Genomic DNA, 13,269 nt, shown 5'->3' with positions numbered 1-13,269 from the left:
ACACTGCCCGATGACCCAGGACAGCCAGAACTCCGGCACGCTCGTGCCCGCCACCACGCCCGCCCCTGAACTTGATGACAGCACGTTGAAGGCCCTCGGCCTGGTCCGCGACGACCTGCCGCGCATCGCCGAAATCGGCCGCGAGCTGGAAGACCTGCGTCCGGGCAACCTGCAGGTGTTCGGCCGCGAAGCCGCCGCACGCACAACGGCCTTCTCCAGCCAGCTACTGGACCAGGTGCGCAACCGTGACCTCGACGCTAATGGCGAGAAGCTCGGCGAAGTGGTGCGCATCGCGCGCGAGCTCAAGCTGGATGGTTTTTCCCAGCGCTCGAAGGTGCCGTTGATCGGTGGCCTCATCGATCGCCTGCGTTCTTCCAAGGGCGAGCTGGTGCAGAAGTTCAGCGATACCAATTCGCAGATCGAACAGCTGCTCGGCGACGTGGGTGCGCAACAGGCGCTGATGGGCAAGCGGGTAAGCGATTTCGACCGCATGCATGACATCGTCCGCGAGGAGCGTCATGCGCTGGGCCTGTATGCCGCCGCCGGCAAGCAGCGCCTGGCCCAGCTGCAGTCCGAGCAGTTGCTGGGGCAGGGCAGCGATGACCCGCAGCAACGCATCCGCCAGAGCGAGATCGACAATGCGATCCGCCTGATCGAGAAGCGCGTCTCCGACCTGCAGCTGATGCAGCACGCGGCTGACCAGTCGCTGCCGATGATCCGCCTGATCCAGGCCAATGCGCTGCAGCTGATCGAGAAGTTCAACACCGTCCGCGACATCACCATCCCCTCGTGGAAGCGTCAGTTCGCGATCCAGTTGTCGCTGGGCGAACAGAAGAACGCCGCCGAACTAGCCAATGCCATCGACGATGCGACCAATGAGTTGATGCGACGCAATGCCGACCTGATGCGCCAGGCGTCGGTGGACACCGCACGCAGCAACCAGCGCGGCGTGATCGACGTGGCCACGCTGCGCCACGTTCACGATCAGCTGATCGCTACCGTCGAGGAAGTGCGCAGCATCCATCGCGAGGGCATGCAGCAGCGGCAGCAGGCCGAAGTCGAGCTGTCGCGCCTGCGCGAGGACCTGCAGCAGCGCCTGGCGGCGCCGACGGCGTCGTAATCATGCTTCGCAGCGTCGAGCTTGCTCGATCGCTGCCGGTTGGCCTTGTGTAGAGCCGAGCCCACGCTCGGCTTCCGGGCGAAGCAAGGCGTGTTCTGCAGCTCAACGCAGCCGGGCACGGGTCCGGATCTACAGGAGCCACATCTGCGGCCATTCCCCGCAGCGGCAGGCCGGCAGAACCCGGTTCAACGCAACTGCCCTACCGCCCAATCGGCCAACGCGTCCACGCGCGCATCGACAGGGCCGTCCGGCCGCGCCAGCACCCAGAACCCGCCGGTCGCGGCAAATCCCCACGGTGCCACCAGCCGCCCGGCTGCCAGATCCTCGGCCACCAGTGGCTCCGGCGCGATCGCCGGGCCCAGCCCCGCTACCGCTGCTTCCAGCAGGTAGTACAGGTGTTCGAAGCCGGTGCCGAGCTGCAGCTGGGCCGTGTCCAGCCCGTGCGACTGCGCCCATGCAGGCCACGCCTGCGGGCGCGAACTGGTGTGCAGCAGCGTTTCCCGCAGCAAGGCCGACGGGGGGACATGGCGCAACCGCTGCGCCGCCGGGTGCGAGGGCGCCACCACCACACCCACCCGTTCCGGTGCCAGCTCGCGCACCTGCCAGCCGCGCGGCCATGGTCCCTGTGCCAGCAGCAGCACCGCATCCAGCGTGGCCTGCGCCTCGGTGAAACTGCCATCCAGGGCCGACCACTGCAGGCGCACGCCGGGCAGGGCAGCCTGCAGTGCCGGCAGCCGCGGAATCATCCAGCGCGCCAGCACGCTGCCGCTGCAGCCCAGCACCAGGGCCGGCTCCGCGCTTGGCCGCCGCAGTTCGCGCACGCAGTCTTCAATGCCGCCGAACGCCTCGCTGCAGGCCTGTTGAAGGCGGGTGCCAGCGGCGGTCAGGCGCAGTCCGCGGCCGGCGCGCTGGAACAGGGCCAGGCCCAGATGGTCTTCCAGCAGCTTCAGTTGCCGGCTGATCGCGCCATGGGTCACATGCAGCGCCTGGGCCGCGCGGCCAACGCCGCCCAGACGCGCGGTGGCCTCGAACGCCCGCAGGGCATTCAAGGGCGGCAGCAGTGACGTACTCATGTGAGATTTCCTGACGGGATAGGCCAGATAATATCCATTTTCCGGACACAATCCGTGCGCTAGAGTATCCACCTGTCTGAACGACCGGTCGTCTCCATGCCTGACTCTCCCATCGCCGATTTCCATGCCTTCCCTGACGCCCAGGGCCACTTCGGCCGTTACGGTGGCAGCTTCGTCGCCGAAACCCTGGTCGGCCCGCTGCAGGAACTGGCCCAGGCCTATGACCAGGCCCGCCAGGATCCGGCGTTCCAGCTGGCCTATGACCGCGACCTGGCCCATTACGTGGGCCGGCCGAGCCCGATCTACCATGCTGAACGATTGAGTGACCACGTCGGTGGCGCGCAGATCCTGCTCAAGCGCGAGGACCTGAACCACACCGGCGCGCACAAGATCAACAACACCATCGGCCAGGCGCTGCTGGCGGCGCGGATGGGCAAGAAGCGCATCATCGCCGAGACCGGCGCCGGCCAGCATGGCGTGGCCAGTGCCACCGTCGCGGCGCGGCTGGGCCTGGAGTGCGTGGTGTACATGGGCGCCACCGACATCGAGCGGCAGAAGATCAACGTCTACCGCATGAAACTGCTCGGGGCGACGGTGGTGCCGGTGACCTCCGGCTCGGCCACCCTGAAGGACGCCCTCAACGAAGCGATGCGCGACTGGGTCACCAACGTGCAGGACACCTTCTACATCATCGGCACGGTAGCGGGTCCAGACCCGTACCCGCGCATGGTGCGCRACTTCAACGCCATCGTCGGCCGCGAGGCACGCGAGCAGATGCTGGCCGAGTACGGTCGCCTGCCTGATGCGATCACCGCCTGCGTCGGCGGCGGCAGCAATGCGATCGGCCTGTTCCATGCCTTCCTCAACGACCGCCAGGTCGAGATCGTCGGCGCTGAAGCGGCCGGTGATGGCATCCACACCGGCCGCCACGCAGCTTCCATCGCCGCCGGCCGCCCGGGCGTGCTGCACGGCAACCGCACCTATGTGCTGTGCGACGACGATGGCCAGATCATCGAGACCCATTCGGTGTCGGCCGGCCTGGATTACCCGGGTGTAGGCCCCGAGCATGCGTTCCTGGCCGACAGCGGCCGTGCGCGCTACGTCGGCATCACCGACGAAGAGGCGCTGCAGGCCTTCCATCTGCTGGCCCACACCGAAGGCATCCTGCCGGCGCTGGAGTCCAGCCACGCGCTTGCGCAGGCGATGAAGCTCGCGCGCGGGCGTCCGCGCGACCAGATCGTGCTGTGCAACCTGTCAGGACGTGGCGACAAGGACGTGCATACCATCGCGGCGCGCGAAGGGCTGGTGCTGTGAGCGCACTGATGCRCAGTACGGGCGTGCTGCTGGTGCTGGGCCTGGCCGCGTGCCAACCGCCGGAACCGCCGGTGCTGGCGCCGGCGGCCAAGGCCGCTGCGCAACCGGCGCAGCCGATGGCGGCCAACGATGACGTCGACCCGATAGCGAGCACGCCCATCGATGATCCACCGGCCTCGGCCGCAGTCTCCAGCGATGACGCGCCCGCCGTGGCGTCGGTGGCGCTGGATCATGCCGGCGAGGTGCTGATCGGCCAGCACATGAGCGACCTGAAGGCCTTCGGGCCGTGGAAGGCAATGGGCGCGGTCGAAGCCATCGGCGGCAGCTGCGAGTACTACGACGGCAAGGGGCTGCCGCCCGGCGTGTCGATGATGACCGACGAAGACCGCGTGGTCCGTTTCGATCTTGGTCCGGGCGAGGACGCCAAGGCGCCGGTCGACCAGCCGGGTCCGTTCGGACTGCGCATCGGCATGACGCGGGCGCAGGCGGTGGCGCAGTTCCCCGGCGCGCCGGTCGCCAGCCCGCATGCCTACGACGGCGATCAGGGCGAGTACCTGACCTGGCAGGATCCGGGTTCCGACCTGGGCATCCGCCTGGAAGTGTTTGAAGGGAAGGTCATCCTGATGTACTGGGGGACCAGCGAAGCGATTGAACTGATTGAAGGATGTGCCTGAGATGCCTGTTTCCCGACTCGATGACTGTTTCCAGCGCCTGCGCCAGCAGCAGCGCAAGGCCCTGATCCCCTTCATCACCGCCGGTGATCCCTCGCTGGAAGCCACGGTGCCGGTCATGCACGCGCTGGTCCAGGCCGGTGCCGATGTGATCGAACTGGGCGTGCCGTTCTCCGATCCGATGGCCGACGGCCCGACCATCCAGCGCAGTTCCGAGCGCGCGCTGGCCCGCGGTGCCGGCAACCGTTACGTGCTGCAGGCGGTGGCGCAGTTCCGGCAACAGGACACGCAGACGCCGGTGGTGCTGATGGGCTATCTCAACCCGGTGGAGATCCACGGTTACGTGGCGTTCGCCGAAGCGGCGGTGGCGGCTGGCGTGGACGGCGTGCTGCTGGTCGACCTGCCGCCGGAAGAGGCCAGCGAAGCCCAGCAGGCCTTCGACGCTGCAGGCCTTGCGCTGGTTCTGCTGGCATCGCCGACCACCAGCGAGGCACGCGCTGACAAGCTGCTGGCGCTGGCCCGTGGCTATCTGTACTACGTCAGCTTTGCCGGGGTCACCGGCGCCTCGGAACGACTGGACAGCGACGCGGCCAGCGCACGCCTGCAGGCGCTGCGGGCCAGGGCCAGCGTGCCGGTGGTGGCCGGCTTCGGCATCAAGGACGCAGCCAGTGYGGCGGCCATGGCGCGCCAGGCCGACGGCGTGGTGGTCGGCAGCGCACTGGTGGCGGTGCTGGCCGAAGCGACCTCCACCGAGGATGCGGCGCAGCGCGCCGCAGGCCCGGCGGTGGGGCGCGCAAGAATATCCGCCGGGCATGGCCCGGCGCTACCCAGCACCTAAACGTACGTCCCAGCATGGTTTTTTCCAGCGGGCCCAAGGCCGGGCAGGGGGTGCACGGGCAGGGAAAGCGGAGCTAGACTGTCCGCCTTTGCGGCCCCCGGGCCGCCCTGAACGGAAGTGTCCTCCCGCATGAGTTGGCTCAGCAAGTTGATGCCGTCTGGCATCCGCACCGACAACACCCCCAGCAAGAAGCGCAGCGTCCCCGAGGGCCTGTGGGAAAAGTGCAGCAACTGCGGCAGTGCGTTGTACCGTCCGGAGCTGGAAGAGAATCTGGAGGTCTGCCCGAAGTGCGGCCACCATATGGCCATCCGCGCGCGCGCCCGTCTGGCTGCGCTGTTCGACGCCGACAGCACCACCGAGATCGCTGCCCGCCTGGGGCCGACCGACCTGCTGAAGTTCAAGGACCAGAAGAAGTACAGCGAGCGCATCAAGATCGCGCAGAAGAACACCGGTGAGTACGACGCGCTGATCGCCATGCGCGGCCTGCTCAAGGGCCGTCCCCTGGTGGCCTCGTCCTTCGATTTCGCCTTCATGGGGGGCTCGATGGGCTCGGTGGTCGGCGAGCGCTTCGCCCTTGCCGCCGAAACCGCCGCCGAGATCGGCGCACCCTACGTGTGCTTCTCCGCCAGTGGCGGCGCGCGCATGCAGGAGGGCCTGTTCTCGCTGATGCAGATGGCCAAGACCTCGGCCGCGCTGGGCAAACTGCGTGAAGCCGGACAGCCGTACATTTCGGTGCTGACCCACCCGACCACCGGCGGTGTGTCGGCATCGTTCGCGATGCTGGGCGACATCAACATCGCCGAACCGCGTGCACTGATCGGCTTCGCCGGCCCGCGCGTGATCGAGCAGACCGTGCGCGAGAAGCTGCCGGAAGGGTTCCAGCGTTCGGAGTTCCTGCTCGAGCACGGCGCCATCGACCAGATCTGTGACCGTCGTGAACTGCGCGACCGCCTGGCCGACCTGCTGGCGATGCTGCGGCGCGAGCCGGCACCGGAGGAAGCTTGATGGGGAGCCGCAAGTACTTCGGTACCGACGGCATCCGCGGTCGAGTCGGCCAAGGGGCGATCTCGGCTGATTTCGTGCTGCGCCTGGGCAACGCCCTTGGCCGCGTGCTGGTCGCCCAGCGCGGCCAGGAGGGGCGCCGTCCGATCGTAGTGATCGGCAAGGACACGCGGATCTCCGGCTACATGTTCGAAGCCGCGCTGGAAGCCGGGCTGGTCGCTGCGGGCGCTGACGTGCAGCTGCTCGGCCCGATGCCGACCCCGGCCGTTGCCTTCCTGACCCGTACCCTGGGCGTGGACGCGGGCATCGTCATCAGTGCGTCGCACAACCCGCACTACGACAACGGCATCAAGTTCTTCTCCGCCCAGGGCGAGAAGCTCGACGATGCCACCGAGCTGGCGCTGGAAGCCGCATTGGACGTGCCGTTCACCACGGCCGTTTCGGAAAAGCTCGGCAAGGCCTCGCGTGCACGCGAGGCCGTCGGCCGTTACATCGAGTTCTGCAAGTCCAGCGTGCCGCGCGCGTTCGATCTGCGCGGTGTGCGCCTGGTGCTCGACTGCGCGCATGGCGCCACCTACCAGATCGCGCCGCTGCTGTTCCGCGAACTGGGCGCGGAGGTCATCGGCATCGGTGCCGAACCCAATGGCGTCAACATCAACGACGGCGTCGGGTCGACCCACATCGACAACCTCGCTGCCAAGGTGCGTGAGACCCGCGCCGACCTGGGCATCGCCTTCGACGGCGATGGTGACCGGGTGTTGATGGCCGATGACCGCGGCAACCCGGTCGATGGCGATGACCTGGTGTACATCCTGGCGCGCGCATGGCAGGCCGAAGGGCGCCTGCGCGGCCCGGTGGTCGGCACCCTGATGAGCAACTTCGGTCTGGAAAAGGCCCTTGCCGAACTGCAGATTCCGTTCCAGCGCAGCAACGTCGGCGACCGCTACGTGCATCAGGCACTGGTGGAGGGAGGCGGCGTGCTCGGTGGCGAAGCGTCCGGCCATCTGCTGTGCCTGGACCGGGCCACCACCGGCGACGGCATCGTCAGTGCCCTGCAGGTACTGGTGGCGCTGAAGCAGCAGGGAAAGAACCTGCGCGAAGCGTTGCAGCCGTTGTCCAAGGTGCCGCAGAAGACGGTCAACGTGCGCCTTGGCGATGTCTCGGCCAAGGCCACCGTGCAGGCCGAGAGCGTGCAGGCTGCGCTGCTCGAAGCGCAGCAGGCGGTATCCGGTCGCGGGCGTGCCTTCCTGCGTCCTTCCGGCACCGAACCGGTGGTGCGGGTCACGGTCGAGGCCGATGACGCGACGCTGATGCAGGACACCCTGGACCGGCTTTCGGCGGCGGTCAGGACAGCGGCCGCGGCCTGAACCCTGTCGCTGGATCGAACCGACAACATGGCCGCTTGTGCGGCCATGTTGCTGTCTGCCGCAAGCAAGGCATCAGGCGCTGCGCGGCATCTCCGTCTGCCATCTCCAGGTGTCGCGGCACATGTCCGCCAGGCCATGGCGCGCGGTCCAGCCCAGCTCGCGCAGGGCSAGGGACGGGTCGGCAAAACTCACCGCGATRTCGCCGSTACGRCGACCGGTGATCCGGAAYGGAATCGGCCGGCCGACGGTCTGYTCGAAGGCCTTGATCAGTTCCAGCACGCTGTGGCCCTGKCCGGTGCCCAGGTTCAGGGTGATGCTGCGGCGCTTGTCGCGCAGGTACTGCAGCGCCAGCACATGGGCCCGCGCCACGTCCTGCACATGGATGTAGTCGCGTACGCCGGTGCCGTCACAGGTCGGATAGTCATCGCCGAATACCTGCACTTCGGGCAGCAGGCCGGCGGCCACCTGGGCGATGTAGGGCATCAGGTTGCTGGGCGTTCCGTGCGGCAGCTCGCCGATCAGCGCGCTTGAATGCGCCCCCACCGGGTTGAAGTAGCGCAGCGTTGCCACATGCAGCGCCATATCGGCGCCGACCAGGTCGGACAGCAGCTGCTCCACCACCAGCTTCGAACGGCCATAGGGCGTCATCGCGCAGGTCGAGGCCGTTTCGGCCACCGGGCAATGGTCCTGGTCGCCGTACACGGTTGCCGACGAGCTGAACACGAACGTGCCCACGCCGGCATCGCGCATGGCGCCGAGCAGGGCGAGGGTGCCGCTGATGTTGTTGTCGAAGTAGTCCAACGGCATCTGCCGCGATTCGCCAACCGATTTCAGCGCGGCAAAATGCAGTACCGCATCGATCGAATGCTCGCGCAGCACCGCGGTGATCCGCGCACGGTCACGCACGTCGGCCTGTACGAACAGCGGCGCRATGCCGGTGATGTCGCCGATCCGGCCGATCACCCCGGCGTCGCTGTTGCACAGTGAATCGACGACGACCACCGCATGGCCCTGCTGCTGCAGTTCCACGCACGTGTGGGAGCCGATGAATCCAGCGCCGCCGGTAACCAGAACGTTCATTTCCTGTAATCCTTCCACTCTGTTGGAGCTTCCTTGCCGAAGCTGTGCCAGCCCAGTGCTGGCAGCGCCATCACGGCCCCGGCACCATCTTCTTCTGCCGCGCCTTGAAGCCGTTGAACAGGGGGGCGATCAGCGGGTTGTAGCTCCACGCGATGCGCTTGCGCAGCCAGCTTGCCGGCCGGTTGCGGATGGCGAAGCGGTAGATGCGCTCGGGATCGCCGCCGACCACGTTGCGGCCGAACGGATGGGTGGTATGCAGGTAGCGGAAACCCTGCTCACGCGCCACTTCGATATAGTCCTGGTCAAAATCGCCGTAAGGCCAGCACAGGGTGTCCGACACTTCGCCCAGTTTCTCCAGCAGCACTTCCTTGGCCATCGAGAGGTCTCCACTGATGCCGGCGCGGCGCTGGGCGCGATCCAGGTCCTGGCGGCGCAGCCAGCGCGTATGGGTGTGGGTGTGGCAATGGATCTCGAAGGTGCCCGCCTCGATGGCCGCACGTGCTTCGCTCCAGCGCATCATCACCTCGTCACTGCGGCCCTGTTTGTAGATCAGGTCTTCGCAGGCGCGATGTTCGGGCGTTTCCGGCAGCGTGGCGCCGGCGATGCCGGCATGCGGGCGCATCGGCCCCTCGTGCATCCAGCCGGTCACCACGAACACCACCGCGTGCATGCCGTACTTCTGCAGGATCGGATGGGCGTAGACCCAGTTGTCCAGGTAGCCATCATCGAAGGTGATCACGATCGATTTGCGCGGCACCGGCTTGCCGGCCAGGAAGCCGGCGTACTGGTCCAGCGTCAACGAGGTCCAGCCGGTGCGCGCCAGCCAGGCGATCTGGCTTTCGAAATTCTCCGGCGACACCGTGATCATGCCGGGCGAGTTGCTGACGTGGTGATGCATCAGCACCGGTACGGTTCTGGCATTAGCCATGACCCAGCTCCTTCATCCATTGGTGGTAATAGTGTTCGGTGGCTTCAGCGTGGCCTTCGGGGCTGAAACGCTTGGCGCTGCGGATCCAGTCCCAGCCGGAACGTCCCATCTGCCGGCGACGCTCGGGATCGTCCACCAGCAGCCGCAACGCCCCGGTGAGGGCGCCGCCGTCACCCAGTCGAGTGAGGATGGCATTGCTGCCTTCCACCAGCATTTCAGGCACGCCGCCGACCCGATGCGACACGATCGGCAGGCCGGCCTGGGCCGCTTCCAGGAACACCGTGCCCGATGCTTCCTTGTGTGTGGCCAGGGCGAAGATGTCAAAGCCGGGCATCAGCTGGCTGGCATCACTGCGGAAGCCCAGCAGATGGACCTGGTGCTGCAGGTCGTGCTCGGCGCACGTGGCCTGCAGGCGCTGCATCACTGCCTGGCCATCGCCGACCACCACCAGATGCAGGCGGGGATTGGCCTTGCACAGCGGCACCATGGCCTGCAGCAGTTCGGCGTGGCCCTTGGGTTCGCGCAGCACGGCCACGCAGCCCACTACGATGTCCTGTTCGTCGAATCCGAGCTCGGCGCGCACGCGTGCGCGCGCCTCCTGCAACGCCTGCCAGGAGGGCTCATGCGTGGCGTCGGTTGGCGCAACCGCCATCGGCGGCACGATGCCGATGTGATCGGCGGGAATTCCCCGGTCGGCCAGCAGTTGCTTGACGAAATTGCTCACCGTGATGACCCGGTGCGGCAGGCCGGTGTAGGTCAGCAGYGAATTCACCGGGCTCATCAGGTGGCGCGAGCGCACTACCAGCGGTGTGCCGCCCAGGCGTGCGCCCGCGGCGGCAATCAATGCATCGCGACGGCTGGTGGTGTTGACCACGTCGTAGCGCTCGCGGCGGACCAGCCGTGACACCGACCAGATGTTCATGGTGGATCGGTCCTTGGATTCAGCGGTTGCGGAAGCGCGTCAGCGCTTCCCATGCCGCGCGGATGCTGGCGGCGTCGGGGGTCTGTTGCGGCAGGGGGCGGTAGCGCGCATCGAGCGCGGTGGCGTTGCCGAATTTGTCGAACACGTAGATCGCCTCGCCATTGCGCACCGCACGCTGCGACCAGCTTTCCACCACCAGCGCACGCTTGCCGGTCGGTGCAGCCAGCAGGTCGTGGCCGGTGCTGTAGTCGGTCAATGCGTTCTCGCAGCCCAGGCCGTGGCGCATCAGCGTCGGCACCCAGTCTTCATGCGAACTGACCCGCGCGTCGCGGCCGCCACCCTGGCCGGGCCAATGCAGCACGAAGGGCACCTGCAGCTGGTGGTTGGAGAAGTTGCCGTTGTGGCCCCAGTAGTTGAGTTTGAGGTCGTTGAATTCCTCGGCGTGGTCACCGGTCACCAGCACGATCGTGTCCTGGTCCAGTCCCTGCGCACGCAGGTCATCCAGCAGCGATCCAATCAGGCTGTCGGCGTAATGCACCGCGGTGTGATAACGGTTCAATTCCGGCGTTGGATCGTGCTCGGGGCCGAACTTGAGAAAATCGATGGCATCGGCCATCGGCGTAGCGAGCGGCGGATAGCCGGCCGGCATGTGGTAGGGCGCGTGGGTGGAATCGAGGAACACGAAACCAAACCACGGGCGCTGCGCAGCCTGGCTGGCGCGGATGTCCTTCTGCAGTCCAGCGACGATGGCGGCATCACGGCCGTCGGAGGTCAGTTCGGACGGCCCCTGGTGCAACTGGTCGCGGACATCGGCGAACGCTGTGCGATCGAACTCCGGGCTGTACAGCGGCGCGCTGCCATACAGATGCAGGTCATAGCCCTGCTGTCCCAGCACCTTGAACAACTGCGAGCCGCGCTGCTCGTCGAGCATGCTGGGCCAGTAGCCACCCGGCAGGCCGTACAGCAGCCCGAACAGACCATAGCGGGTGGCGTTGCCGGTGCTGAAATGATGTTCGTACACCCGCGAGGACCGGGCCAGCGCCGAGGCGTTGGGCATGAACTGCGGGGTGAGCACGTCATGGCGCAACGACTCCAGTACCACCATCAGCACGTTCGGCCGCTGGTGGCTCTGGCAGCGAAGGGGCTGCAACGGATAGTTGAGCTGGGCATGGCGCGGATCGGGCAGGCCGACCTGGTGCTGGCTGACCACGCCGAAGCGGCGCATCGCGCTCTTGGCGGTGATCGGCTGCGCCAATGGCAGGTAGTTCCATTGGCTGATCACTGCGCGTTCGCCGAGCGCGTCGTAGTAGGCAGTGGCGACCTGGCCGCCGCCCATCAGCAGGGCAACCACCGCCCAGGCCTGCAGTACCCGCCGCCGCCGTGGCGCTGCGGGCAGCAGCTTCCAGCACGCCCAGGCCAGCAGGCCCTGCGCGGCGAAAATCGCCGATACCAGAGCCGCCGCCTGCAGCCAGGTCTTCCAGGACAGGCTGACCTGATCCTGCAGGGCGCCGCCGAACACCATGTTGGCAACCATCGCGTTGAGGTGGAAGCGATACAGCGCGAAGACCTTGGCATCCACCAGCAGCAGGCACAGCCACAGGCCCTGGCAGATCACCGCCGAGACGCTCAATGCGCGCGCGCTGCGCGGCCACAGGCCGRTGGCCAGCGGCAGCAGGCCAGCCAGGGCACCGAACGCGAGCAGGTGGCCGGGCAGGGCGAACGCCAGATAAGCCAGGCCGAGCGTGCCGCCGGGGTTGTCGCGTAGCGGCACGTTGCCCAGTGCGATGAGCGCGGCCAGCACGGCGTTGGCGGCCACGAACATGGACCACCAGGCCAGCCGGCGCCAGCGTCGGGCAGGGCCGGAAATAACAGCGGCAGTGGCGTCGGGCAGGGCGGCATCCATGGCGGGGCGGGTTCAGGTGGGCAACGGGGCGATTTCCGGCGTGACGAAGTCGTTAAACCGCGCGCGGGTGGCGCATTGTATCGGTTTGTTTCAGTGTGTCGGTGGCGTGTTCCGATCTATCTGTCACAATGTTCAGATCGGTCGCCATTGCATGGCGGGCCCGTACCGACTCAACGACAAGCCAGGAACCGCTGTGAGCCAGATCCCCACCCTCGACATCACCCGTTTCGACAGTGACCGCGACGCCTTCGTGGCCGAGCTGGGGGCGGCATATCGCCAATGGGGGTTTGCCGGCATCCGCAACCACGGCATCCCGCAGGCCGACATCGATGCGGCCTACGACGTCTTCAAGGCCTTCTTCGCACTGCCGGATGAGACGAAGCGGAAGTACCACGTGGCTGGCAGCGGCGGCGCCCGTGGCTATACCCCGTTCGGTGTGGAGACCGCCAAGGGCTCCAAGCACTTCGACCTGAAGGAGTTCTGGCACATCGGTCGCGAGATCGCCGACGACTCCAAGTACCGGGACGTGATGGCGCCGAACCTGTGGCCGTCCGAGGTCGAGGGCTTCCGTGAGCGTGGTTACGGCCTGTACCAGGCGTTGGACAACCTGGGTTCGCGCGTGCTTTCGGCCCTGGCCCTGCACATCGGCCTGCCGGAGCACTTCTTCGCCGACAAGACCAATTTCGGCAATTCGATCCTGCGCCCGATCCATTACCCGCCGATCACCACCGACGACATTCCCAACGTGCGCGCTGGTGCGCATGGCGACATCAACTTCATCACGCTGCTGGTCGGTGCCAGCGCGGCAGGCCTGGAAGTGCAGTCGCATGACGGGGACTGGGTGCCGTTCACCTCGGACGCGGACACCATCGTGGTCAACATCGGCGACATGCTGCAGCGCCTGACCAACCACGTGTATCCGTCGACCATCCACCGGGTGGTCAATCCCCCGGGTGAGCTGGCCCGCCAGCCGCGCTATTCGGTGCCGTTCTTCCTGCACCCGAACCCGGATTTCCTGATCGACGTGCTGCCCTCGTGCATCACCGAGGAG

11 protein-coding genes and 1 pseudogene are annotated in these 13,269 nt (G+C 67.1%); 7 read left to right on the top strand and 5 right to left on the bottom strand.

The window, feature by feature from the left end; all coding sequences use genetic code 11:
• Positions 1-10 precede the first annotated feature (10 nt).
• Positions 11-1,120, top strand: a complete 1,110-nt coding sequence (locus AC1DJN_RS09450) for a toxic anion resistance protein (protein WP_032975007.1) — start codon at positions 11-13, stop codon at positions 1,118-1,120.
• 185 nt (positions 1,121-1,305) lie between these two features.
• Here AC1DJN_RS09450 and AC1DJN_RS09445 read toward each other — a convergent pair whose 3' ends face one another.
• Positions 1,306-2,193, bottom strand: a complete 888-nt coding sequence (locus AC1DJN_RS09445; RefSeq protein ID WP_032975006.1) for a LysR family transcriptional regulator — start codon at positions 2,191-2,193, stop codon at positions 1,306-1,308.
• Positions 2,194-2,289: 96 nt separating this feature from the next.
• Between AC1DJN_RS09445 and trpB the strand changes: the two genes are divergently transcribed.
• From trpB to glmM, 5 genes are all read left to right on the top strand, one after another.
• Positions 2,290-3,507: a tryptophan synthase subunit beta gene (trpB, locus tag AC1DJN_RS09440; protein WP_478039131.1), complete on the top strand. Its 1,218-nt coding sequence runs from the start codon at positions 2,290-2,292 to the stop codon at positions 3,505-3,507.
• Positions 3,504-4,181, top strand: coding sequence for a hypothetical protein (locus tag AC1DJN_RS09435; protein ID WP_478039130.1), 678 nt, complete (start codon positions 3,504-3,506; stop codon positions 4,179-4,181). Before trpB ends, AC1DJN_RS09435 begins: the two co-directional genes overlap by 4 nt.
• A gap of 1 nt (position 4,182) precedes the next feature.
• Positions 4,183-5,016, top strand: coding sequence for a tryptophan synthase subunit alpha (trpA, locus tag AC1DJN_RS09430; protein WP_478039129.1), 834 nt, complete (start codon positions 4,183-4,185; stop codon positions 5,014-5,016).
• A 129-nt stretch (positions 5,017-5,145) separates the two neighbouring features.
• Positions 5,146-6,021, top strand: coding sequence for an acetyl-CoA carboxylase, carboxyltransferase subunit beta (accD, locus tag AC1DJN_RS09425; protein WP_032975002.1), 876 nt, complete (start codon positions 5,146-5,148; stop codon positions 6,019-6,021).
• Positions 6,021-7,385 carry a phosphoglucosamine mutase gene (gene glmM, locus AC1DJN_RS09420; RefSeq protein ID WP_032975001.1) on the top strand — a complete coding sequence of 455 codons (1,365 nt, stop codon included), beginning with the start codon at positions 6,021-6,023 and terminating at the stop codon, positions 7,383-7,385. Before accD ends, glmM begins: the two co-directional genes overlap by 1 nt.
• Before the next feature lie 72 nt (positions 7,386-7,457).
• On the opposite strand, the gene galE is transcribed toward glmM, so the two are convergent.
• From galE to AC1DJN_RS09400, 4 genes and pseudogenes are all read right to left on the bottom strand, one after another.
• Positions 7,458-8,465 (bottom strand): UDP-glucose 4-epimerase GalE, encoded by a 1,008-nt coding sequence (gene galE, locus AC1DJN_RS09415; RefSeq protein WP_478039128.1) that lies wholly within the window; start codon positions 8,463-8,465, stop codon positions 7,458-7,460.
• Between the two features lie 70 nt (positions 8,466-8,535).
• Positions 8,536-9,393 (bottom strand): polysaccharide deacetylase family protein, encoded by an 858-nt coding sequence (locus tag AC1DJN_RS09410; RefSeq protein ID WP_025876181.1) that lies wholly within the window; start codon positions 9,391-9,393, stop codon positions 8,536-8,538.
• A pseudogene (locus AC1DJN_RS09405) lies at positions 9,386-10,324 on the bottom strand (glycosyltransferase family 4 protein); the annotation flags it as partial. The gene AC1DJN_RS09410 and the pseudogene AC1DJN_RS09405, both read right to left, overlap by 8 nt.
• Positions 10,325-10,334: 10 nt before the next feature.
• Positions 10,335-12,218 (bottom strand): sulfatase-like hydrolase/transferase, encoded by a 1,884-nt coding sequence (locus AC1DJN_RS09400; protein ID WP_478039127.1) that lies wholly within the window; start codon positions 12,216-12,218, stop codon positions 10,335-10,337.
• A gap of 151 nt (positions 12,219-12,369) precedes the next feature.
• On the opposite strand from AC1DJN_RS09400, the gene AC1DJN_RS09395 reads away from it, so the two are divergent.
• Positions 12,370-13,269: isopenicillin N synthase family dioxygenase (locus AC1DJN_RS09395; protein WP_478039126.1), on the top strand; the 900-nt coding region annotated here is incomplete at its 3' end.

The sequence above is a fragment of the Stenotrophomonas sp. 05L414_2 genome (genome assembly GCF_056397905.1).
Note: the sequence above shows the minus strand (reverse complement) of the source record. Positions and strands in the feature narration are given on the sequence as shown.